Here is a 22,817-nt window from a genome sequence, read left to right on the forward strand (position 1 = left end):
TTACGGCTTGCCTCCGCCAAAGACACGTGGTTGCGTAAAGTAATCGATGGTCGGTGCCGTCATGTTCATGAGTAATACGGCAAAGGCAATGCCATCAGGATAACCACCCCAGTTTCGAATGGCGTAGGTGATGACGCCGATACCGATGCCAAACAGGATACGCCCGCGTGGTGTGGTGCAGGCACTGACCGGATCGGTGGCAATGAAAAAGGCCCCGAGCATGGCCGCGCCACCAAACAGGTGCAACAGTGGTGAGGCATATTGCTGCGGGTCGAGAAGGTGGAACAGGGTCGCGAGCAAGGCCAGGCTGCCGAGCATGGCCAGCGGGATCTGCCAGGCGATGCGCCGTGTCAACAGCAGGTACAGGCCACCGAGCAGGAAGGCGATATTGATAGCCTCCCAGCCGACACCGGCAATCTGCCCGAACAGTTTACCGGTCTCGGCGCCGGTGCGGGTGGCGTCGATGCCGACGCCCAGGGCAAGTTGGGTCTTCAGGGTATCGAGCGGGGTCGCGGCACTGATGGCATCCATCGAGACACCACTGGCGAAGATCAGCGAGACGCTGTCGCTGAGGCTGGGTGCCTGCGTCAATAGGCTATGGGCGGCGGGCCAGCGCGTCATCTCCAGCGGGAAGCTGATCAACAACATGGCGTAACCGAGCATGGCCGGGTTAAAGGGATTGTAGCCGATTCCGCCATAGAGCTGTTTACCAAAGAGAATGGCGAAGCCGGCACCGAGTACGGTAATCCACCAGGGCGCCAGTGGCGGAATGGCCAGGGCAAGTAATACGGCGCTCAGTATCGCGCTGCCATCGGCGAGTGTGCTGGCCATCGGTCGTCGGCGCAACATCAGCACAAGGGCCTCAGCCGTCATGGCCGTGACACTGGCGAGCAGGATATGCACGAGGACCCCGGCACCGAATAACCAGGCATAGGTGGCGATGCCGGGAATGAGCGCATAGCCAACGTGCAACATGAGGCGACTGACGCTGTTGGGGGTACTGAGATGGGGTGAGCTGGTCGTCATGATGAGGGCTCTTGATCCTGTTTGTGTGCCGCGGCACGGCGCGCATTGACTTCATCGATCTCGCGTTGCTGCGCCTCGGTCAGGTGGTCAACATTCTTCGGCTGTATATGACTTTGTTGTTTCTTTTGCTGCGCGCGTTCGAGTGCCGCCATGATCGCGGCCTTTTTCGGGTCGTTCTTGATGTCACCTTTGTCGGCCCCTGCTGGCTTTAACGCCTCGGCCTTGCGGGCATGGCGTTGCTTCTTCTCCTGCTTTTCCCGTTCCAGGCGTTCCAGGCGGAATTCGTGGCGTTGGCGTGCGGCATCCGATTTTTGCTTGTCGCGTTCCTGTTGCCATATCTCGGTCTTGGCGAACCGATAATACTGTACCAGCGGGATATGGCTGGGGCAGACATAACTGCAACAGCCGCACTCGATACAGTCAAACAGGTGATAATCCTGCACACGATCAAATTCGCGGGCCTGCGCATACCAGAAGAGTTGCTGGGGCAGGAGCAGGGCCGGGCAAACCGTGGCGCAGTCACCACAACGGATGCAAGGCATTGCCGCCGGTGGCTGAACAAGGTCACGTCGGTGTTCGGCGAGCAGGCAGTTGCTGGTCTTGATGACCGGGGCGTGGCTATCGGTGATCTCGAAACCCATCATGGGGCCACCCATAATGAGCTTGCCGATGTCACCGGCTTTGGCATGCACCTGCTCGAGCAGTTCACACATGGCTGTGCCGAACAGGACGTCGAGATTACGTGGCTGCGGGATACCGGAGCCGGTGAGGGTGATAATGCGCGACAGCAGTGGTTCACCATGGACGATGGCGCGATAGATGGCCGCGGCCGTGCCGACATTGTGACAGACCACGCCGATATCGAGCGGCAGGCCATGACTGGGTACCTGTTTACCGGTCAGCGTATAGATGAGTTGTTTTTCCCCACCGGCCGGGTAACGGGTGGGAATGCGGACCAGTTGAATATCGTCGTTCTCGGCAAGGGCCTCACGCAGGGCGGCAAAGGCCTCGATCTTGTTGTCTTCAATGCCGATCAGACAGTGTCTGGCCTGCAGGGCATGTTGCATGATACGCATGCCCTGGATGATCTCACCGGCACGTTCACGCATGAGCATGTCATCACAGGTGATATAGGGTTCGCACTCGGCACCATTGAGGACCAGGGTCTCGACCGCGCTGGTGCCGGGGTTGAGCTTGATGTAACTCGGAAAACCGGCACCACCCAGACCAACGATACCGGCCTCACGGATCTTGTTACGCAACTCGCTGGCATCCAGTGTCCGGTAGTCTTCACAACCCGAGTGTTCAATCCATTCCTCTTTGCCATCAACACGGATGGTGATGCATGGTGCATGCAGACCGGAAGGGTGCGGAACAGGCTGCTCATCTATAGCGGTTACCGTTCCGGATGTTGGGGCATGCACGGGCGCGCTGACATAACCATCACCCTTGGCGATACGTTGTCCCTTGAGGACAGGATCACCGACCGCGACACAGGCAATGGCGGCGTTGCCGATGTGTTGCGAGAGCGGCAACACCAGTTGCCTGGGAAGTTCTGCGCGGGTGACATGGTGTGTATTGGAAATCGATTTGTGATCGTCCAGATGCAGGCCACCGGGAAATGCCCAGGTCTTTGTCGTCTCATGACTCATGTGGGCTCCCGGGAAGGCTGTTCCGGTATGGGCCATTTCCAGTCGGCGACGGTTTCCTCTACCGGCACGATATAAATACAATCGACCGGGCAGGGTGGGATACACAGGTCACAGCCGGTGCACTCATCGGTGATAACGGTGTGCATCTGCTTGGCGGCGCCGAGGATGGCATCGACCGGACAGGCCTGGATACACAGGGTGCAACCGATGCAAAGTTTTTCATCGATAATGACCACGGTTTTTTGTTTTTTGACCTCACCGTGTTCCGGATTGAGTGGTAGGGGGTCACGACCGAGCAGGTCGGCGAGGGCGATGATGGTCGCTTCACCACCAGGCGGACACTGGTTGATCTCGGCCTCACCATTGGCAATGGCCTCGGCATAGGGACGGCAACCCGGGTAGGTACACTGGCCACACTGGGTCTGAGGCAACAGCGCATCGATCTTGTCGACCACCGGATCAGACTCGACCTTGAAGCGGATGGCGGCATAACCCAGCACCAGGCCGAAGACGGCGGCGATGGCGAGTAATGTCAGGATGGCGGCGAGCATGTTGCTGTTGTTAACCCCTCACCAGGCCGCTGAAGCCCATAAAGGCCATCGACATGAGACCGGCAGTGATGAGTGCAATCGCCGCACCGCGAAATGGCTTTGGTACATCGGCGGCGGCGATACGTTCGCGCATGGCAGCGAACAGTATCAGCACCAGCGAGAAACCGATCGCGGCACCAAAACCGTAGATGGCGGATTCGAGAAAGGCATGTTGCTTTTGTACATTGAGCAGGGCCACACCAAGCACGGCACAATTGGTGGTGATCAGTGGCAGGAAGATCCCCAGCACCTGATAGAGCAGCGGACTGCTCTTGTGCACAACCATCTCGGTAAATTGCACCACCGCGGCAATGACGAGAATAAAGGCAATAATGCGCAGGTACTCAAGCCCGAGCGGCAGGAGGATGTATTCATTCACCAGGTAACTGCTGATCGAGGACAGCGTCAGCACGAAGGTTGTTGCCATCGACATGCCGATGGCGGTCTCCAGCTTGCGCGAGACACTCATGAACGGGCACAGGCCGAGGAACTGCACGAGAACAAAGTTGTTCACGAGCACAGTGCTGACGAGGATGAGTAGGTAGCCTGTTATCGATTCCATCGCAAATCCAGTAGAGTGGTGTCTATCCAGTGTCCTGAAATTAACGCAGAGGGCGCAAAGACGCAAAGGTCGCAAAGAAAAAACTGATAATAACCCCACCTCATATTGGATAAAGATAAGGGAACCCGCATTCATGTATCCTTTGCGTTCTCTGCGTCTTTGCGGCCTTTGCGTTTAATACTGGATATCAGGTTGTACGCCTTATTTTATCTTCATCCCCGGCTGCGCACCCTCGTTTGGCTCAAGAATGAACAGGTCCTTGCCCCCCGGGCCGGCGGCCAGCACCATGCCCTCGGAGAGACCAAAACGCATCTTGCGCGGGGCGAGGTTGGCGACCATCACGGTCAGCTTGCCTTCGAGGTCTTCGGGGGCGTAGGCGGACTTAATCCCGGCAAAGACGTTGCGGGTCTCCATGCCGATATCCAGGGTCAGTTGTAACAGCTTGTCGGCGCCCTCAACGTGCTCGGCCTTGACGATCCGCGCCACGCGCAGGTCGATCTTGGCAAAGTCATCAATGCTCATGGTCTCGCCGATCGGCGGGTGCTCCTGCTGCTGGTGACCGGCATGGCGCGTCGGTGAGGATTCGGTAGGCTTGTCGCCGAGGGTTTGTTTGTTGTCTTCGACCATGGCGTCTACCTGTGTGCTTTCAATGCGCTGGGCAAGGTGTTGGTATTTGTTTATGGCGTGATCGGCCAGTAGCGTGCCGGCATCTGACCAGACCATGGGCGCAATATTCAGGAAGGCCTCAACGCGTTCGCTCATGACCGGCAACACCGGCTTTAGATACAGGGTCAGCAGGCGGAAGGCGTTGATCGCCGTGGTACAGACCCGGTGTGCCTCGGGCAACAGGGCCTCGTCTTTCACCATCTTCCAGGGTTCGAGTTCGGCGATGTATTCATTCACCTCGTCGGCGAGCGCCATAATGATGCGGATCGCCTCGCTGAACTGGCGGTTGTCATAGCGCTCGGCGATGGCCTCGGCCTCGGCCTGCAGGGTGCGGATCAAGGTGGCGCCGGCGGTATCCATTTCCGCGGCCAGCTTGCCATCAAAGCGTTTGCTGATAAAACCGGCGGCACGGCTGGCGATGTTGATGTATTTACCCACCAGGTTGCTGTTGACGCGGGCAACGAAGTCCTCGAGGTTGAGGTCGATGTCTTCGATCTTGTCATTGAGCTTGGCGGCGTAGTAGTAACGCAGGTACTCAGGCTCTAAATGCTTCAGGTAACTGCTGGCGGTAATGAAGGTGCCGCGTGACTTCGACATCTTCTGCCCGTTGACGGTCAAAAAGCCGTGCACGCACAGGCGGGTCGGCGTGCGGTAACCCGCGTAGTGCAGGGTCGCCGGCCAGAACAGGGCATGGAAGTTGAGGATGTCCTTGCCGATGAAATGGTACAACTCGGCCTCGCTGTCCGGCGACCAGAAGCTGTCGAAGTCGAGGCCTTCTGTGCGGTCGCAGAGATTTTTGAAACTCGCCATGTAACCGACCGGCGCGTCGAGCCAGACATAGAAGTACTTGCCCGGCGCATCCGGGATCTCGAAACCGAAGTAGGGCGCATCGCGGGAGATGTCCCAGTCTTTCAGACCGGCCTCGAACCATTCCTCGAGCTTGTTACGCGACTCGACGGGCAGGCGGTCACCCGCCATCCACTCGCGCAGGAAGGCCTCGCAATCACCGAGTTTGAAAAAGAAGTGCTCGGACTGCTTCATAACCGGTTTGGCCCCCGACAGGGCCGAGAACGGCTTGATCAGTTCGGTCGGCGCGTAGGTCGCACCACAGACCTCGCAGGCATCGCCGTACTGGTCCTGGGCGTGGCACTTCGGGCACTCACCTTTAATAAAGCGGTCCGAGAGGAACATTTCCTTCTCGGGGTCGTAGAACTGCTCGATGGTGCGGGTCGTGATCTTGTCGTCCGCGACCAGTGCCTTATACATCCCCGTGGCCAGTGCCTGGTTTTCCGGCGAATGGGTCGAGTGGTAGTTATCAAAGGCGATGTGGAAACCGGTGAAATCGGCCAGGTGCTCCTCGCGCACGCGGGCGATCAGCTGTTCCGGGGTAATGCCCTCGCTCTCGGCGCGCAGCATGACCGGGCTGCCGTGGGTATCGTCGGCACAGACGTAGTAGCACTCGTGACCGCGCAGCTTCTGGAAGCGGGCCCAGATATCGGTCTGCAGGTACTCGACGAGGTGGCCGAGGTGGATACTGCCATTGGCATAGGGAAGGGCGCTGGTAACGAGGATTTTTCGGGTATCTGGCATCTGTTCGACCGGTTTCTTGTTATTTTCCTGGCTAATTACCTAACAAAACAGTCGGGAATATCCGACTGGAATTGTCTGGAATAGGCATATCATGGTAATCTAATATATTAACCGAATTCAGTCCCGCAGTGTTACCCGACACTGCCGGTTTAGCAATGATTTTGCAGGAGTAAATGACATGGCAGATGTAAGCAAAGAGCAGATCGAGGCCAAGCTCAAAGAGTATATCGATCCCTACGTGGAAAAAGACCTGGTCAGCGCCAAGCTGGTCAAGGATATCGCCATTGATGGCGGCAAGGTAACACTCGGCATCACGCTTGGATTCCCGGCCAAGGGCTATTTTGACACCCTGCGTAGCAAGCTCACAGAACTACTCAGCAGCCTGGACGGCGTCAGTGAAGTGGTTGTGAATATCGAGACCAAGATCGCCGCCCACAAGGCACAGAAGGGCGTTGCGCCGATTGAAGGCATCAAGAATGTCATCGCCATCGCCTCCGGTAAGGGCGGTGTGGGTAAATCCACCACCTCCGTCAACCTGGCGCTGGCCCTGTCTGCCGAGGGTGCCAAGGTCGGTATCCTCGATGCCGACATCTACGGCCCCAGTCAGCCACGCATGCTCGGTGTGAGTGGTCGCCCGGAATCAGAAGACGGCAAGACCCTTGAGCCAATTAACAGCTACAACCTGCAGGCCATGTCGATCGGTTTCCTCGTCGATGAAGAGACCCCGATGATCTGGCGTGGCCCGATGGTGACCCAGGCCCTGAACCAGTTGCTCAATGACACCAAGTGGACGGATCTGGATTACCTGATCATCGACCTGCCGCCGGGCACGGGTGATATTCAGCTGACCCTGGCCCAGCGTGTGCCGGTCAGTGGTGCCGTGATCGTCACCACCCCGCAGGACATCGCCCTGCTGGATGCACGCAAGGCATTGAAAATGTTTGAAAAGGTTGAAGTGCCGATACTGGGTATTATCGAAAACATGAGCATCCATATCTGCAGCAAGTGTGGTCATGAAGAGCACATCTTCGGTGAAGGTGGTGGCATGAACATGTCCGAGCAGTACGACGTCGACTTCCTCGGCGCCCTGCCGCTGGATATGGCCATTCGCGTGGATACCGATGGCGGCAAGCCCACCGTAGTGGCCGACCCGGATGGTCGTATTACCCAGATCTACCGTGAGATCGCCCGTCGCGTGTCCGGTAAGATGTCCATGCAGGCCAAGGAATACGCCAGCAAGTTCCCGAATATCGTTATTCAGTAGCTTAGAAACAGCTTAAAAAAAGGGACGTCGCCGGGTTTTGGCGACGTCCCTTTTTTTATGTTCCCCTCCCCCCTTCGGGGGGAGGGTGAGGGAGGGGGGAACAGTGAATGCTTTGCCAAAACATCCCCAATCCTGTCTAATACTGCCAACAAAATGACAGCTTATTCCTAATTAAAGAGCAGCTATGAGCATCAAAGCAGATAAGTGGATTCGCCGCATGGCGGAGCAGCACGGCATGATCGAGCCCTTCGAGCCGGGTCAGGTCAAGGAAAACGAGACAGGTCGCATCGTTTCTTACGGCACCTCGAGCTACGGCTACGATATCCGCTGTGCCGACGAGTTCAAGATCTTCACCAATATCAACTCGACCATTGTCGACCCGAAAAACTTCGATGAAAACAGCTTTGTCGACGTGAAGTCCGATGTCTGCGTGATCCCGCCGAACTCGTTTGCCCTGGCGCGCACCATTGAATACTTTCGCATCCCGCGTAATGTGCTCACCATCTGCCTCGGCAAGTCCACCTATGCGCGTTGCGGCATCATCGTCAACGTCACGCCATTTGAACCGGAGTGGGAAGGGCACGTCACGCTCGAGTTCTCTAACACGACACCACTGCCGGCAAAGATCTATGCCAACGAGGGCGTGGCACAGGTACTGTTCTTCGAGTCGGATGAGGAATGTGAGACCTCGTACAAGGATCGCGCTGGTAAGTACCAGGGGCAGGAAGGGGTTACTTTGCCGAAGACGTGAGACATCAAACCCTCTCGCTTGCTTGAGAGGTGCCCTGACGCCGAAGTCGTAGGGTACTCACAATGAAGCCGTAGGATTCTGTGAGAAAAGGGTGAGGGTGATATTTTATTTAAAAGCCGGGCAATGCCCGGCTTTTTTATTAGCTAAATCTAATGGAGCTTGATTATATAGTCATTTAGCGCAATGCTTTAGATAGCCTCTGGGGAAAGGTAAGTCATTCGTACAATAGGCCGCGGCGGCCTATTACTCAATAGTAACGACGCGGCCTAACAACTGTTATGCCAAGAGAATCTGATTTCATGCCTAAACCCAATGCACCTAAAGCGATGACCTTTAAGTCACCAAAAGAGCTGAGTAAGTGGCTGCAAGCGAACCATGCCACCGAAAGCGAACTTTTGATCAAGATGTTCAAAAAGGGATCTGGGATTCCGAGCGTGAACTGGAACGAAGTCGTGATTGAGTCGCTGTGCTGGGGGTGGATTGACGGTGTCAAGAAGTCGCTCGATGACCAAGCCTACCTTCAACGGATTACTCCGAGAAAAGCTCGAAGCAATTGGTCAAAGAGGAATACCGAACATGTCGATCGCCTGATAACTGAGGGACGGATGAAGGAGCCGGGGCTTGCGCATGTTCGTGCGGCGAAAGAGGACGGTCGTTGGAAAAACGCCTATACCACTAGTGAGATGAAGGTTCCAGCGGACTTTCTAGCCGCTCTTGAGAGCATGCCGAAGGCGAAACAGTTCTATGAGACGCTAACCAAATCCAATCGCTACGCAATTTCTTATGGATTGGAATCTGCAAAGAAACCTGAAACCAGACAGAGGAGGTTTAAAAATTTCATGGATAAGCTAATCCGCAAAGAGAAGCCTGACCTTGGCATCAATAAGGGGAAAAAGGCATAACAAAAAGTTCAAGAGGGATTTCGAGAACACGCATTTTTTTGCAAAGAGCGCGAAAAACCGCCTGTTCTCGAAACCCCTTAACTAAGCGTTATGTGCCTTCACAGTTTATCAGAATCAGTCTCGTAAAATTTCACTGTACAAATATTTTGAATATTGACGCACTTGCATAAGGTAATCCGTCTTTATATTACTAATTGATATTCCGGATGGAGGCAATATGAAAAGCTATACATTAATTTTAACTGCCTACACAGGCGCTGGCCCCGAATTTGGTAGCGAAGAGTGGAAAGCCTATGCAGCAAAATGGGGGAGTTTAATGAAGAGGCAGGAAAGGCGGGTATTCTTAAAGCCGGTCAGGCAATTCAAGATCCGCACACAGCGAGAACCGTCAGAGTTAATGACGGAGCGATAGAAGTTCACGATGGTCCGTTCGCTGAAATTAAGGAAAATATCATTGGGTGGTATCAGATTGAATGTGAAGATATAGAAACCGCGATCGAATGGGCCGCCAAAGTGCCCAATGCAAAATGCGGCTATGGTGCAGTTGAAGTTCGACCCGATATTAATCATGATACGTAGTCACCTTGGATAAGGCGTTTTTTGAAAATGCGCTGAATGACGTCTACCAAAAGGAATGGAGTCGTACACTTGCCTTTCTTGTAAAAAGAACGGGGGATATATCCAAAGCGGAAGATTGTGCACAAGATGCATTCGAGCGTGCCGTCCAGCACTGGCGAAAAGAGGGTTTTCCTGATAGTCCTGGCGCATGGCTTCGAACCGTTGCCTTTCGTCAGTATATCGATCAGGCCAGATCGGCAAGTTCCAGATCCGATGTCTTGAAGCGTCTAAAATTACTTGAAGAAGATCAGCATTGGGATATAGATGAAGTTGATATTGATCAGGAAGAGTTATCGTTATTATTTTACTGCGCTAACGATTCTCTAGACAAGTCCTCACAGGTTATGTTGATGCTCCGTGTATTTGGAGGTTTAACACCGCGAGAAATAGCCTTTACTTTCTCATTGGAAAAAGAAGCGATCCGATCTCGTTTACTGAGAGCGAAACGAAAACTCAGGGAAAAGGGTTTTCCTCCGCTTAGTGAGAAAGCGGTGCGTGAACGCATTCCTCAGATACTTGCCGCTATCTATATCATGTACAATGAGGCTACATTTTCCAGCGTTGAATCGACCAATCATCGTCATGATATGGCCACAATTTCGTTACGTTTGGCCGACAGATTGTCAGTTTTACTACCTTTAGAATCTGAAGTGCATGGGCTTTTGTCTTTGATATTATTTGTTGAGGCGAGAGTCGCGGCAAGATCGGTTGATAGGAAAACGCTGATCCCTCTGCCAGATCAAGATAGAAGTTTGTGGTCAAAAGGCCTGATTTCTCGAGCCAATAAGCATCTCACCATAGCAAGCAAACTATCCGATCCAGGTAAATATATGCTAGAAGCAGCCATTCAAGGGCATCATTGTGATGCTGACAGCATTGAAGAAACCGATTGGAATGCGATACTAAGCTTATATAACCGACTATTACTTATTACATCCGATTGCTATGTCCAACTAAATCGTATTTATGCACTTAGTAAGGTCGTGGGACCTTCCAAGGCATTAACAGAACTTGAGGAATATTACACGATAGGTATTGAGGAAAATTACTTGTACCTCCTTGTGAAAAGCGAACTACATGAACAGTTGGGTCAACGTGATAAAGCCAGAGACCTGCTTAAGCGTGCGATAGATAGAGTAAATAACGAAATAGTTAAAGGTGTGTTATTGGAGAGGCTCAAGAAATGAGCTGTGATGGTCTAGTAAGGAATAAAATATAACAAGCCAATCAAGATCGCACGCAAAAGGCGCGTGCTGGGACCGCCAAACTGCGCCGGCCCCTTATTGCAACGTAATATACACACAAAGAAAAATAATGGAGTAATGTAGATGATCGTAAGATCAAACTTACTACAGCACTTAAATGGAGAAAGGAAATGAACAAGATCATACAGTTTGGTGAAGTTGTTGATGGTTATGACATACCGGTTTTAAACGAGCGCGAAATACGTGCCGCTGCAGGGCTATTGTTTCTAATGATGTTTATCTCGGTGATGAGCGCAGCGTTGATTGCGAACTTTGTCATGCTGAAGTTTGCGGTCATTATATTCCTGACCGATATTATCATCCGCGTGTTTATCAGCCCACGCTATGCACCCACGTTAATTCTTGGACGTTTAATTGTAAGAAATCAGAATCCTGAATATGTTGGTGCTGCACAGAAAAAATTTGCTTGGTATATCGGTATCGTATTGGGTGTGCTTTTTTTTACCTTTACCGTTGTGATGAATTCAGTTAGCCCGATCTCCGGAATTATTTGTTTTACTTGCCTGATCTTCCTGTTTTTTGAAGCTGCCTTTGGTATTTGCCTGGGCTGCTTGTTCTACCCCATGTTTTTCAAAGATAAGGTGCAATACTGCCCGGGTGAAGTTTGTGATGTAAATGACAAACAGGACATACAAAAAACATCTTGGTCACAGATACTCATCATGCTTGGCTTTATTGTGTTTATTATTATAATAGTAAATATATTTCATGAAAGCTTTAGCGAAATTCCTTATGACCTGTTCGGATTGGATGACACAGGCGTATTTAGGGAGTGGAAGTGAAATTAAAGGGGCTGCCAATATTTAATCAAAACCAAGGTATTAAATAATGATTCTCATTTGTCACTGACTCCTTTTATTCCCGACCCATCGGCGATGGGTGAGGTACTCACAATGCACTTACAGGGTTCTGTGAAGTGTAGACAGAATGTGAGAGTGAGTTCTTTATAAGCAAGAATGTCTCGTAAACGAAAGTTTGTGCATAAAAGTGCTGGTATTGCGTTGACCAATTGAATCCGCAGCCAAAAGCGGTCATTTGAAAAAGGGTACTGATCCCTTTCGGTTGTAAATTCGCGTCGACGCAAAGTCAAAGTGCGTCGTTCCGGGCCGCTATAGATATTTTTAGACTCAAAGCTTCCCGGGCCCTGATTATTATCCATTGTTTTGAGTGAGAGCTCTCCGAAGTCAAAATCCGTACCTATTATTCTTCTCCTTCCATGTGGCAGTGATGTTTGGGGGGCATAAATACTATTAGATATTCGCAATCAAGAATCGACCGCTACGCGGAAAATCAGGGCCGTTCGTCTTGACCGGAATCTCGCAAGTGCCAAAGCTATACCGTGTATTATTAATAACCAATAATTAATATGGTTATTGTGTTCTGATAATATATTTGACTAATTAGTCAAATATATTATGATTGAAAAACATTGAATACACTATGGGAATATATATGGGGCGTTCACCCACCAACACAAAAGCCAAGCTTATTCAGACCGCGAATGACCTGATCTGGAAAAACAGCTATGGCTCTGTGAGCGTCGATGACATATGTACCTCCTCTGGAGTAAATAAGGGAAGCTTTTACTACTACTTTCCATCTAAAGTGGATCTGGCTATTGCTACCATGGAAGAGGCTTATCAAAGTTTTGAGCCAGAAATGGAAAAGGTATTTTCTGCAAGTGTTTCAGCAGCTGAACGTTTTGAGCGTCTGGCGGCTTTTGTCTATGAGAAGCAACTAGAAACATATAACAAATATGGACGTGTTTGTGGTTGCCCTTTTGCCTCGTTGGGTTCTGAGATGGCAGGAAAAGAGGAGGCTATACGAGAAAAAGTTGACGAAATTTTTCGTCGACAGGAGCAACTTCTCACAAGAACCATACAAGAGATGGCGGATGCCGGTCAGTTACCGCTGGAAACAGACTTCGCTGCCAAAGCTTCAGAGATCCATACGTTTATTATGGGGCAAGTTATGATGGCACGCATTCAAAATGATTTAACGAGCCTGAAGGATGATGTAAGAACCGGTTTATTTCGCATCCTCAATATAGAAGAGCAAGTAACTATAGAGCCTCCAGAATGATACGAGTTTCCCAAGGTAGTAGTAAGTTAATCACTAAGTTGCCAACTAAAAGTACGGATAAGCGATTGGAGCTATTCTGATGACAAAGACATTAAAGGGAGCCTCTTTCATAGGTGCAGCAATAACTATTGTTGTACTGGGAGTGGTTGGTGTCGTTCTAATTTTACAGGGTGTATCTGCATCAGAAACCAAATCTAATGCAAATGCAGAACAGCAGGCTATGCCTGTTGAAGTCGCGATTATCGAAGAACAAGCCATACGACTATGGAAGGATTTTTCAGGACATCTGACAGCCGTGGATTATGTCGAAATACGACCTCAGGTAACAGGCCTCATTACGGATGTGAAATTTGAAGATGGGCAGCTCGTCAGCAAGGGTGACATTTTATATATTATCGACCCTCGTCCACTTAAGGCAGCTGTTGATAAGGCAGAGGCAGAATTGATGGTTGCTCGTAACCGGTATACTTTAGCGGATAAAGAATACAAAAGGGCAAAAGACCTGATCAAGACAAATGTGATTTCGCAACGAATCTATGACGAGCGCATGAACACTAAATTGGTGTCCGAAGCGACAGTGAAGAGTGCTGCGGCACAATTATCAGAAGCAGAAATTAACCTGGGTCATGCTTACGTAAGGGCGCCTGTATCTGGTCGCGTCAGTCGCGCTGAAATAACTGAAGGTAACCTGGTTTCTGCAGGCCCCAATGCGCCTTTACTTACTGCGATTGTATCAAGTAAAAATATCTACGCAGACTTTGAGGTTGATGAGCAGACTTACCTGCGTTATGTACATGCTATTTCTCCGTCCAGGCAAAAGACGGCGAATAAAATTCCTGTAGAGCTTCGTTTGCAGAGTGATGAATTGATGTATCGAGGTAAAATTCATGCATTTGATAACAGAATAGACCGCTCATCAGGCACAATTCGTGCCCGTGCTATTTTCGATAATCCAGAAAATAAATTATTACCCGGCATGTACGTGCGCCTGAGGCTGGGGAGTGCTACTGAAGAAAACAGGATTTTAGTAAGTGAACGTGCTATTGGTACGGATCAGAATCGTAAATTCGTTTATGTCGTTAATGCTGAGAATAAAACGACTTATCGTGAAGTGCAGCTTGGCGACAGTATCGATGGAGATCGAATAGTACGCTCTGGCCTGACAGTTGGGGACAAGGTAATTATACGTGGGCTGATGAGAATAAGACCTAATATGCTTGTTGAACCAAAAGTGTCTATAACGGCAAAGAAGGCTGCAGCCAAGTCCTGATTTACTAATTACAAAAACCAGCAGAGGATATGGTTTGGTGCCTATCTGTAGCAGGTTCATTTCCTAGGGTGAATTGTGAGTTTTTCAAGTCATTTTATTGACAGGCCAATTTCAGCGAGTGTGATCTCGTTATTGATATTTGTATTTGGTTTTGTCGCAATGTTTCAGTTGCCGATTGCGGAATATCCGGAAGTGGCACCACCTTCAGTGATCGTCAATGCCTCATTCCCTGGCGCAAGTCCGTCTGTTATTTCAGAAACTGTAGCGACGCCTTTAGAAGAACAGATTAACGGTGTAGAGAATATACTCTATATGAATTCCTTGGCATCGGCGGATGGAAAACTGACACTGACAGTCACCTTTGCTATCGGCACCGATCCGGACTTATCACAACAATTAGTACAAAACCGTGTTTCGCAAGCACTACCAAGATTACCCGAGATCACTCGCCAACTTGGCGTTACCGTTGCAAAGAGCTCGCCTGACTTAACGATGGTAGTGCATTTACGCTCTCCCAATGAACGTTATGACATGCTTTACCTGCGTAACTACGGGACCTTACATGTACGCGATCAACTGGCACAAATCCCCGGGATTGGACAGGTCAGGTTATTTGGTTCGGGTGATTATGCAATGCGTATCTGGCTCAATCCCGACAAGGTTGCCGAACGGGGGATGACGCCAGGCGAAGTCGTTAACGCGATTCGTGGGCAAAATATCCAGGTGGCTGCAGGAGTGATTGGCGGTCCACCTTATAAAGACAATATAGAGTTGCAGCTGCCCATCAATATTCAGGGACGCTTACGCAGTGTGGAAGAGTTCGAGCAAATTCTTGTCAAGCGGGATAATAATGGAACTGTGACGCGACTCGTTGATGTTGCCCGTATTGAACTGGATGCGCAGAGTTACGGACTGCGTTCTTTACTGGACAACAAACCCGCTGTTGCCATTCCTGTTTTCGCAGCCCCTGGCGCTAATGCACTTGATATTTCGGATAATGTGCGCAAAACCATGAAGAGGCTAAAAAAGAATTTCCCGGAAGACATGGACTACAGCATTGTCTACGACCCTACTGTTTTTGTCCGCAGTTCTATCAAGTCTGTCGTCGTGACTTTACTGGAAGCGATTGCCCTGGTCGTGTTGGTCGTCATAATCTTCCTGCAAACATGGCGAGCGTCAATTATTCCCCTGCTTGCTGTGCCGGTCTCAATTATAGGCACATTTGCATTTATGTATTTTCTCGGGTTTTCAATTAATGTCTTGTCATTATTTGGTTTGATATTGGCGGTAGGTATTGTTGTTGATGACGCAATCGTGGTGGTAGAAAATGTAGAACGAAATATCCGGCACGGAAAAACGCCGCGCGATGCGACTGTGCAAGCGATGAAAGAAGTGACGAGCCCGATTATTGCAACGTCATTAGTAGTGGCGAGTGTATTTATTCCTATCGCCTTTATCAGTGGCCTGTCTGGGATGTTTTATAAGCAGTTTGCATTAACAATTGTTATTGCCACCTTTATATCAACCTTGAATTCACTGACACTAAGCCCAGCTCTGTGTGCATTGTTGTTACGCTCGTCAGATGCCCCGAAAGATAAAGTATCCAAAGTTATGCAATATCTGTTTGGTTGGTTATTTAATCTATTCAATAAGGCATTTGATAAAAGCCAGCACAGTTATACGAAACGCGTTCATGTATTTGCCACCCGTAAATTCATAATGATGGTAATCTTTACTGTCCTTGTTGGCTTTACCGCGTATAGCTTTAAATTAGTACCACCCGGATTTATACCTGCACAGGACAAACAGTACCTGATCAGTTTTGCCCAATTACCAACAGGTGCAACGCTGGAGCGTACTGAAAAAGTGATGCGGCAAATAGCGGATGCTGCCCTCGCGGAAGAAGGTGTTGTGAGCGCGGTACAATTTCCGGGCTTATCCGTTAATGGATTTGTTAATTCGGCAAGCGCCGGTATCGTATTTGTTACCTTAGAGGACTTCGACAAACGAAAAGAACCAAGACTAAGTGCAGGTGCCATAGCAGGGCGATTGCAACAAAAATACGGCGCTATTGAAGAGGCATTCATTGCTATATTTCCGCCGCCGCCGGTGCGAGGCCTGGGTACAACAGGAGGTTTTAAATTACAGATACTGGATCAGGCTGACCAGGGTTATAAGGCCCTGGATGATGTGGTTAATCAGGTTAAGAAAAAGGCGTCTACTGATCCTGCATTGACGCGTGTTTATTCTAATTACAATGTCAATGTGCCACAGTTATTCGCTAACCTTGATCGCACCAAGGCTGTACAACTCGGTATTCCTGTTGAAGAAGTGTTTCGTACAATGCAGATTTATCTTGGGTCTTTATATGTTAATGACTTCAATCAATTTGGCCGCACCTATCAAGTCATTGCGCAGGCCGATAAAGAGTTTCGTTCTACACCGCAAGATATTCTACGCCTGCAAACACGTAATAACGAAGGTCAAATGGTTCCATTGGGCTCAGTTATAAAGGTAGAAGAAGCATTTGGGCCTGAGGTCGCGATGCATTATAACACCTACCGTTCAGCTGATTTGAACGGCAATGCTGCCCCCGGCTTTTCTTCCGGCGAGGCGCAACAAGCGATTGTGAAAATACTTAATGATACCTTGCCAGCGGGAATGAGCTACGAATGGACTGAATTGACTTATCAACAAATTTTGGCTGGTAATACAGCAATATACATATTCCCATTATGTCTGTTTCTGGTTTTCCTCGTGCTTGCTGCGCAGTATGAAAGCCTTGCCTTGCCACTGGCCGTTATCCTGATTGTCCCGATGAGTATCTTATCGGCTATTGTAGGCGTCTACATTTCAGGTGGGGATAATAATATTTTTACACAAATAAGTTTATTCCTATTGGCAGGTTTGGCCTCTAAAAATGCAATCCTTATCGTTGAGTTTGCTCGTGACCTGGAGCGTTTGGGACGTACAACAATAGACGCCGCTGTTGAGGCTTCACGTCTGCGCTTACGCCCCATTCTGATGACGTCTTTTGCATTTATCATGGGCGTGTTGCCCTTGGTAATCACTCAGGGTGCTGGGTCAGAAATGCGTCAAGCCATTGGTGTGGCAGTTTTTTCCGGTATGCTTGGCGTAACCTTTTTTGGTTTGATATTCACCCCTGTGTTTTATGTGGTGTTCAGAAGGCTTGAAATTGCCTTTAGTAAAGGAGAGAAGACAAGCAATCTGTAAAATTAGTAATACCCAGCCTATATTATAAGCACCATCCGGGTTCGATGATTTGCGCTTGGAAAATTGTTAGGCAAGTAATCGTTGCCTAAGAATAAAAGGGGTCGGTGACAAATGATTATGATAATGATTCGTATTTGTCACCGACCCCTTTCTTGATATAAGGACCGTGCTGGCAAGTACCAGGGTCAGGAAGGCGTTACTCTGCCGAAGACCTGATCTCATCGACCCTCTCCCTTGACGGGAGAGGGCCAGGGTGAGGGTGATATTTTATTTAAAAGCCGGGCATTGCCCGGCTTTTTTTATTAGCTAAATCTAATGGAGCTTGATTATATAGTCATTTAGCGCAATGCTTTAGATAGCCTCTGGGGAGAGGTAAGTCATTCGTACAATAGGCCGCGGCGGCCTATTACTCAATAATAACGCCGCAACCTAACATACTGTTATGTTTAAAAGGAAAAAATGGTGGAAATAATTATCATAAGACATGGAAGGCCAGTAATTGAAACATCACGGGCAATTTCAGCTAGCGATTTTAACAAGTGGGTACAGGCATATGATCAGGCGACTATAGATCAAGAGTATCAACCATCAAGTGAAACCATAAATATAGCCTCCCGCTGTACAAAAATAGTCTGTAGCCATTTACCTCGCTCCATTGAATCTGCCAAGGCATTAAAAAAGACCCCTGATACAACGGAGTTTCTATTCAGGGAAGCCGAGATTCCAAGCGGAAGATGGACATATCCAAAATTTAAACCAAAAACATGGGCGATTATTTTTAGGGTTCTTCAACTATTCGGTTACAGTGCAAATGCGGAATCACTTTCAGAGATAAAAAATCGTGCACTGACTTGCGCTAATCAGCTCATTACATATGCAGAGCAACATGGTTCAGTTCTGTTCGTCGGTCACGGGACACTAAATTGGTTTATTCATAAACAGTTGATATCCATGGGGTGGCATGGGCCAACTAAAGCAAATAGTAAGCATTGGGGTTATGGGATATACCAATACAATCAAACATAACAAGTGCATTAATTCGTTTGCTTTGCTCTCTTGGACAACCAAAAGCCGTGCTCTGCACGTTTTTGGCTGCCAATTATGCTAATCGTTAGGTGACACGATGTTTGAAAGGAGTGCGTCAGATGATGGTTTTAAAACATGCCCAATCTGCAATTCTAAGGATGGGTTGGTAATTCGCTGGTACCCAGATCTTGATTATCATGTTCATGAATATACAGAAGTTGGATGTACTACATGTAATGTACTATTTCGTGGAGAAGAAGATAGGTATGCAGTTTCTGACTGGAATAGATATGTAATATCAGAGAACGAGAAGAAAGGAATTACAGAGTCACATGCAGACTTATATAGACTTCTACATGAGCACTATATAAATGAGAGAAATGAGAAGGATTCGAGACGAAAAATAGATGATTATTTAAAGGCGCATATTGCATCAACATGCCCTTTTAAAAAAAGTGATAGATTTAAAATACGTACTCGCCAAAACGGAATATGGTCTGTTGAATCAGTATATGCAGTATATGATTATACTAAGGGGCCATTTTGGATCATTAAAGCAATAAATGTTTTAAAAAGTGGCCGGATCGGGGATATTAGGAGAGAGATATGGCAGCGTGATCAACATTTGTTGACACCTCTTAAGCCATTTTGGAAACCATATAAGTGGAGTCAAGTAGTTAAAGGTGATACATGCCTATACAAAAGTAATACTGGTGAAATCGTCAATGTAGATCGCTTCTCGCGAGAAATAGAAATAGAAATAAATGAGAAAATAATAAACTTGAGTAGAATTAGCGATTTAATGGTACCAATATCAAGAGTTGAATAAGATGTCACCTAACAAATTATATGGACTCCCTCCCGAGTCAAGTGATCAATAATAAATAATCATTGCTGATCTCCTATCTGTACTGACACACGCAATAGATGAAGGCAGGATCAATAACTGGGGCCAGAGCACACTTAGAATCTCTAACGAGCTTCATTAAGTACTTTCTTGACCAAAGAACCCTTGCAGGTTTCACCATAGAACCTTCGCAGGTTACACCATAGAGCCTTGCAGGTTCATTATGGATACCCTATTCCTCCGGAGTCAGGGCAATTATGGATACCTTACCCATCTATGAAGGGTCAAGGCAATTATGCTGTCTTGCAGAACCCTTCGGGTCCAGGCAACTCATGATATTCGTTCTGGTCACAGTTTTCTTTAATATAGGGGTGAGGTTAATATAAGTCACCATGACAACCCGAATCGGCCTGATCAGTGATGTCCATGCCACGCCTGCTCCGGTGGCGGAGGCCCTGTCTCTGTTTGGCCTGCAGGGGATCGAGCAGGTCTTCTGCTTGGGGGATATCGCCGGTTACGGTGAGGCACTCGAACCGACCGTCGCCTTGTTAGAGGAGAGCGGCTGCCTGTCTATCCTCGGCAACCATGACCAGTGGTTTCTTGAAGACCATGCCGACAGTCCCCTGGCCGATTTCTTCCAGGCCTTGCCGACCTCAAGGCAACTGACGATTGAAGGCGTGTCGGTTTATATGGTGCACGCCAGCCCACCGGATTCCTGTATCGACGGCATTCGTTTACTCGACCAGCAGGGCGAGAAGATCCTCGTGCAACAACTCGCCTGGGCAGGGGAGTTGGAGGGTTTTCAACATGATGTGTTGATCGTCGGCCACACGCACCAGGTCTTTGCCGAGCCCATGGCCAACACGCTGGTGATTAACCCCGGCAGCACCGTCTTCAACCATAGCTGTGCCATCCTAAGCTTGCCCGACTGCAGCGTGGAATGGTTAGCCTTATCCGGCGAGGAGATACAGCGCAGCTGGAACTGGAGTGGCGGTATGCCCGGCACGCCCTAACAGAAATAAAAGCGGTCGGTGACCAATGGGCATGATCCTGATTGGTCACCGGCCCTTATTCCTATAATGCCGTTAAGAAGCGGGGAAGACAGCTGTAGCTATCGGGTGATATGTCGGCATTCGTACAGGTGCCGGCTTCTTTCTTCGCGTATTCTGAAATCAGGCAGCTCCGGGGTACCCACGTTCTCGCGTCTGCGTATTATTCGCACCAGCACCATATCCGGTTTAAGCACTCTTGATGCGGCAGACCAATCTATCCGCAATTGGATTGGGCGATTATTTCTGGGCAAACTTATATCGCCTATAACATCGTCAAGTGACAGGTGGGCGGTCTGATTGGGCTCTATGATGTTATCGGGGCCGAGTACGTCATTATTAAAAGTCGGTAGTCCACTGATGGCGGTATCGTAAAGCGTTGCCCCCTGGGCATCGAAGAATTGCATGCGGTCAATGCTGATATTACCGTTCGCATAGTTTCTAAACACATAGTTGGCGCGGTGTGCCTCAGTGCCGTTGGCGGCGTTTGCATCGCTCCCCGGCAGGCGGTTGAGTTGGTTACCACCACACACTACGGTACCGCTACGGGCCTTGTCATCTTTGTCGGCATGACCGGCCAGGCTCAAGGCAGGCATGCTTAGTAAGATAGCAGATACGGCGGTGATCAGGGTTTTATTCAATACATTAGATGTGTTCATTGTAGTCCCCCTTGCGAATTGAGTTATTCCACTAGACGTACACAGATTAATGATTGAACGGTGCGATTAATTTGATCTCTGTCAATATTTTTGCCGGGCAAATAAAAATCAAAAGCTATTGTTATGCTTGCAAATTCTCGGTTGAGCAGGCCGTTTAAAGCCTTGGGAACACGTCGGGAAGGTTAGTCATTGCTGATATACGCGGCAAGGGGACGGAGGGATGAACGTCCATCCACTCCGCCCGTTTGGCTTACTGCCGCCGGTTACTGTTAGTCGTCGAGGCGTTTTACAACAATTTGCGCAACCGGGTTACGCCAGTCATTGTCAGCGGCGTTGAGATCGCCAATACCGTGAATGCCCGCATGGATGTGCACGTAGCCTTCACCATCTACCTCGGGTGAGTAGCCCTCGCCACTACAAATGGTGTCGGGGCCGGGGATGGAAACACAGAGTTCGTCATTCGGTTCGCTGCCGGCATCGTAGGCAGGCGAGGTGTAGGTCACGCTGCGCTTGCCCTTGGGTAGTTTGACACCATTGAGGGCAAAGAAGCCGTCGTTGGTGGGCAGGAGCATGGCGACAAGGCTAAGACGCCTGGCGCGTTCACCATCGAGGGTCAGGGTGACGGACTGACCCGGGCCGAGCAGACCCTCCGAATGGGTGATGGCGGTTACATTGCTGCGCGTCGAGAGTTCGGCCGCTAACGGTGCGATATTTCCACCTTCTGCGATCATTGCCAGATTATCGCTGGCGGGTGTGCCGAGGGTGAACAGGTTGATCCCCCCTCTATGTGTGGCCGTCAGGATCGGGGTAAAGTTCTGGCCCCGGGTAATATTGGTAATCGTGACACTGTATAACGTGTCCTCATCAGCGGCCTGTACGAGTGGTGCAGTGACAATCAGCGTTGAGGCGAGTAGTAATGGGCTGACAAATGAAAGGGACTTTTTCATGGTATATCTCCTTATACGTTGTTATATCCAGATTAAAGAACAGCCTGTGGGCACGCTTATAGCGGGCGTGTATTAACACAGAGAAAATATATAGACAGAGTCTAGGGACGTTCGTTCAGCAAAGACGAAAGAAATGTTTCCAAGCGGGTTATGGCGTGGCGTCTTTCAGGTTTTCTATCCATATAGCAAGGATGATCATGGCAAGGGGAGAGGTTGAGGTAACCGCTATCACAGTGGGGTAGAAGGGGCTGGCGACATTTGTTTTTTATCTCCCTGTTGTGACGAAAAGCATAACACCCCGATATTATAGAGCCAAGGTTCCCGTCAGAATGAGATGTCACTAAACTGCCGTGCCGGGTTCATCATCTTGTCATAATCCTTACCGAAAATGTACTTCATCTACTGATGAGAAGGAGTGTACAGGATGAATACACAGACAGAAGTCAACCAGGAAAATATTAAAAAGACCCTCGGCAAGCTGGAGTGGCTATTGGCACGCTCGGAACAGGCAAACCGCCGTTATTCCCGTGCGCAGATGGAGGCCTTTGCCATCCTGCGGGATAGCTTCAAAGAGCGTCTGGATAACAGCGATGTCAGGGGTGCAGGTGTTCACAGGGAGAGGAGAGACGAGACATGTCACGCATAAATGATTATTACGATGAAGCCTTTCCGGAAGACATGGAGCAGCTGGCGAAAAATCTTGACAGGAAAGAGACGTCTGGAAAAAAGCGCCTTAAGGCACGTCGCAAGATTGAAGATATTCGCGAACAGCGACGATTGAAACGGCAACTGGATTTTTATGGAACAGATGGCTGAT

The 22,817-nt window shown here is 49.4% G+C and carries 21 protein-coding genes; 14 read left to right on the plus strand and 7 right to left on the minus strand.

What is annotated here, in order from left to right; translation table 11 throughout:
- From rsxD to metG, 5 genes are all read right to left on the minus strand, one after another.
- On the minus strand, window positions 1–1,026 hold the full coding sequence (gene rsxD, locus EL386_RS04570) for an electron transport complex subunit RsxD (protein WP_126453871.1): 1,026 nt from the start codon (window positions 1,024–1,026) through the stop codon (window positions 1–3).
- The gene (gene rsxC / locus EL386_RS04575) at window positions 1,023–2,678 is read right to left on the minus strand and encodes an electron transport complex subunit RsxC (RefSeq protein WP_126453873.1); all 1,656 of its coding nucleotides are present in this window, start codon (window positions 2,676–2,678) and stop codon (window positions 1,023–1,025) included. Before rsxC ends, rsxD begins: the two co-directional genes overlap by 4 nt.
- On the minus strand, window positions 2,675–3,229 hold the full coding sequence (gene rsxB, locus EL386_RS04580; RefSeq protein ID WP_126453875.1) for an electron transport complex subunit RsxB: 555 nt from the start codon (window positions 3,227–3,229) through the stop codon (window positions 2,675–2,677). Before rsxB ends, rsxC begins: the two co-directional genes overlap by 4 nt.
- 10 nt (window positions 3,230–3,239) lie before the next feature.
- The gene (gene rsxA, locus EL386_RS04585; RefSeq protein ID WP_172597763.1) at window positions 3,240–3,821 is read right to left on the minus strand and encodes an electron transport complex subunit RsxA; all 582 of its coding nucleotides are present in this window, start codon (window positions 3,819–3,821) and stop codon (window positions 3,240–3,242) included.
- 210 nt (window positions 3,822–4,031) lie between these two features.
- Complete coding sequence (gene metG / locus EL386_RS04590; RefSeq protein ID WP_126453879.1) at window positions 4,032–6,086, minus strand: methionine--tRNA ligase; 2,055 nt, start codon at window positions 6,084–6,086, stop codon at window positions 4,032–4,034.
- A 178-nt stretch (window positions 6,087–6,264) separates the two neighbouring features.
- On the opposite strand from metG, the gene apbC reads away from it, so the two are divergent.
- From apbC to EL386_RS04650, 12 genes are all read left to right on the plus strand, one after another.
- A complete protein-coding gene (gene apbC / locus EL386_RS04595) occupies window positions 6,265–7,350 on the plus strand; it encodes an iron-sulfur cluster carrier protein ApbC (RefSeq protein WP_126453881.1) in 1,086 nt (361 codons plus the stop codon).
- 184 nt (window positions 7,351–7,534) lie between these two features.
- Window positions 7,535–8,101, plus strand: coding sequence for a dCTP deaminase (gene dcd / locus EL386_RS04600; protein ID WP_126453883.1), 567 nt, complete (start codon window positions 7,535–7,537; stop codon window positions 8,099–8,101).
- 299 nt (window positions 8,102–8,400) lie between these two features.
- Window positions 8,401–9,003 carry a YdeI/OmpD-associated family protein gene (locus EL386_RS04605; protein WP_126453885.1) on the plus strand — a complete coding sequence of 201 codons (603 nt, stop codon included), beginning with the start codon at window positions 8,401–8,403 and terminating at the stop codon, window positions 9,001–9,003.
- Window positions 9,004–9,285: 282 nt separating this feature from the next.
- The gene (locus EL386_RS04610) at window positions 9,286–9,582 is read left to right on the plus strand and encodes a YciI family protein (protein ID WP_269471115.1); all 297 of its coding nucleotides are present in this window, start codon (window positions 9,286–9,288) and stop codon (window positions 9,580–9,582) included.
- 5 nt (window positions 9,583–9,587) lie between these two features.
- The gene (locus tag EL386_RS04615) at window positions 9,588–10,808 is read left to right on the plus strand and encodes an RNA polymerase sigma factor (protein ID WP_126453889.1); all 1,221 of its coding nucleotides are present in this window, start codon (window positions 9,588–9,590) and stop codon (window positions 10,806–10,808) included.
- Window positions 10,809–10,996: 188 nt separating this feature from the next.
- Window positions 10,997–11,668, plus strand: a complete 672-nt coding sequence (locus EL386_RS04620; protein ID WP_126453891.1) for a DUF4395 domain-containing protein — start codon at window positions 10,997–10,999, stop codon at window positions 11,666–11,668.
- 637 nt (window positions 11,669–12,305) lie between these two features.
- Window positions 12,306–12,968 (plus strand): TetR/AcrR family transcriptional regulator, encoded by a 663-nt coding sequence (locus tag EL386_RS04625; protein WP_197722147.1) that lies wholly within the window; start codon window positions 12,306–12,308, stop codon window positions 12,966–12,968.
- 79 nt (window positions 12,969–13,047) lie between these two features.
- A complete protein-coding gene (locus tag EL386_RS04630; protein ID WP_197722148.1) occupies window positions 13,048–14,238 on the plus strand; it encodes an efflux RND transporter periplasmic adaptor subunit in 1,191 nt (396 codons plus the stop codon).
- A 75-nt stretch (window positions 14,239–14,313) separates the two neighbouring features.
- Window positions 14,314–17,472, plus strand: coding sequence for an efflux RND transporter permease subunit (locus EL386_RS04635; RefSeq protein ID WP_126453893.1), 3,159 nt, complete (start codon window positions 14,314–14,316; stop codon window positions 17,470–17,472).
- A gap of 459 nt (window positions 17,473–17,931) precedes the next feature.
- Entirely contained in the window at window positions 17,932–18,498 is a 567-nt protein-coding gene (locus EL386_RS04640; protein ID WP_126453896.1) for a histidine phosphatase family protein, read from the plus strand.
- A 97-nt stretch (window positions 18,499–18,595) separates the two neighbouring features.
- Window positions 18,596–19,327 (plus strand): hypothetical protein, encoded by a 732-nt coding sequence (locus EL386_RS04645; protein WP_126453898.1) that lies wholly within the window; start codon window positions 18,596–18,598, stop codon window positions 19,325–19,327.
- 410 nt (window positions 19,328–19,737) lie between these two features.
- Window positions 19,738–20,358: a metallophosphoesterase family protein gene (locus EL386_RS04650; protein WP_126453900.1), complete on the plus strand. Its 621-nt coding sequence runs from the start codon at window positions 19,738–19,740 to the stop codon at window positions 20,356–20,358.
- A gap of 98 nt (window positions 20,359–20,456) precedes the next feature.
- On the opposite strand, the gene EL386_RS04655 is transcribed toward EL386_RS04650, so the two are convergent.
- Together EL386_RS04655 and EL386_RS04660 are read right to left on the minus strand one after the other, a co-directional pair.
- Window positions 20,457–21,053 (minus strand): hypothetical protein, encoded by a 597-nt coding sequence (locus tag EL386_RS04655; protein ID WP_126453902.1) that lies wholly within the window; start codon window positions 21,051–21,053, stop codon window positions 20,457–20,459.
- Window positions 21,054–21,322: 269 nt separating this feature from the next.
- Complete coding sequence (locus tag EL386_RS04660; protein ID WP_126453904.1) at window positions 21,323–22,000, minus strand: spondin domain-containing protein; 678 nt, start codon at window positions 21,998–22,000, stop codon at window positions 21,323–21,325.
- A gap of 424 nt (window positions 22,001–22,424) precedes the next feature.
- On the opposite strand from EL386_RS04660, the gene EL386_RS04665 reads away from it, so the two are divergent.
- Together EL386_RS04665 and EL386_RS04670 are read left to right on the plus strand one after the other, a co-directional pair.
- Window positions 22,425–22,646, plus strand: a complete 222-nt coding sequence (locus EL386_RS04665) for a hypothetical protein (RefSeq protein ID WP_126453906.1) — start codon at window positions 22,425–22,427, stop codon at window positions 22,644–22,646.
- Window positions 22,634–22,816, plus strand: coding sequence for a PA3496 family putative envelope integrity protein (locus EL386_RS04670; protein WP_126453908.1), 183 nt, complete (start codon window positions 22,634–22,636; stop codon window positions 22,814–22,816). The genes EL386_RS04665 and EL386_RS04670 overlap by 13 nt, the downstream gene beginning before the upstream one ends.
- Window position 22,817 lies beyond the last annotated feature (1 nt).

The organism is Sulfuriflexus mobilis (assembly GCF_003967195.1).
In the GTDB taxonomy this organism is placed as follows: Bacteria; Pseudomonadota; Gammaproteobacteria; order AKS1; family AKS1; genus Sulfuriflexus; species Sulfuriflexus mobilis.

Coding starts and splice junctions, on each gene's coding strand:
- rsxD (WP_126453871.1), bottom strand. CDS start 1,026: ATGACGACCAGCTCACCCCATCTCAGTACCCCCAACAGCGTCAGTCGC.
- rsxC (WP_126453873.1), bottom strand. CDS start 2,678: ATGAGTCATGAGACGACAAAGACCTGGGCATTTCCCGGTGGCCTGCAT.
- rsxB (WP_126453875.1), bottom strand. CDS start 3,229: ATGCTCGCCGCCATCCTGACATTACTCGCCATCGCCGCCGTCTTCGGC.
- metG (WP_126453879.1), bottom strand. CDS start 6,086: ATGCCAGATACCCGAAAAATCCTCGTTACCAGCGCCCTTCCCTATGCC.
- apbC (WP_126453881.1), top strand. CDS start 6,265: ATGGCAGATGTAAGCAAAGAGCAGATCGAGGCCAAGCTCAAAGAGTAT.
- dcd (WP_126453883.1), top strand. CDS start 7,535: ATGAGCATCAAAGCAGATAAGTGGATTCGCCGCATGGCGGAGCAGCAC.
- EL386_RS04605 (WP_126453885.1), top strand. CDS start 8,401: ATGCCTAAACCCAATGCACCTAAAGCGATGACCTTTAAGTCACCAAAA.
- EL386_RS04620 (WP_126453891.1), top strand. CDS start 10,997: ATGAACAAGATCATACAGTTTGGTGAAGTTGTTGATGGTTATGACATA.
- EL386_RS04630 (WP_197722148.1), top strand. CDS start 13,048: ATGACAAAGACATTAAAGGGAGCCTCTTTCATAGGTGCAGCAATAACT.
- EL386_RS04640 (WP_126453896.1), top strand. CDS start 17,932: ATGGTGGAAATAATTATCATAAGACATGGAAGGCCAGTAATTGAAACA.
- EL386_RS04645 (WP_126453898.1), top strand. CDS start 18,596: ATGTTTGAAAGGAGTGCGTCAGATGATGGTTTTAAAACATGCCCAATC.
- EL386_RS04650 (WP_126453900.1), top strand. CDS start 19,738: ATGACAACCCGAATCGGCCTGATCAGTGATGTCCATGCCACGCCTGCT.
- EL386_RS04655 (WP_126453902.1), bottom strand. CDS start 21,053: ATGAACACATCTAATGTATTGAATAAAACCCTGATCACCGCCGTATCT.
- EL386_RS04660 (WP_126453904.1), bottom strand. CDS start 22,000: ATGAAAAAGTCCCTTTCATTTGTCAGCCCATTACTACTCGCCTCAACG.
- EL386_RS04665 (WP_126453906.1), top strand. CDS start 22,425: ATGAATACACAGACAGAAGTCAACCAGGAAAATATTAAAAAGACCCTC.
- EL386_RS04670 (WP_126453908.1), top strand. CDS start 22,634: ATGTCACGCATAAATGATTATTACGATGAAGCCTTTCCGGAAGACATG.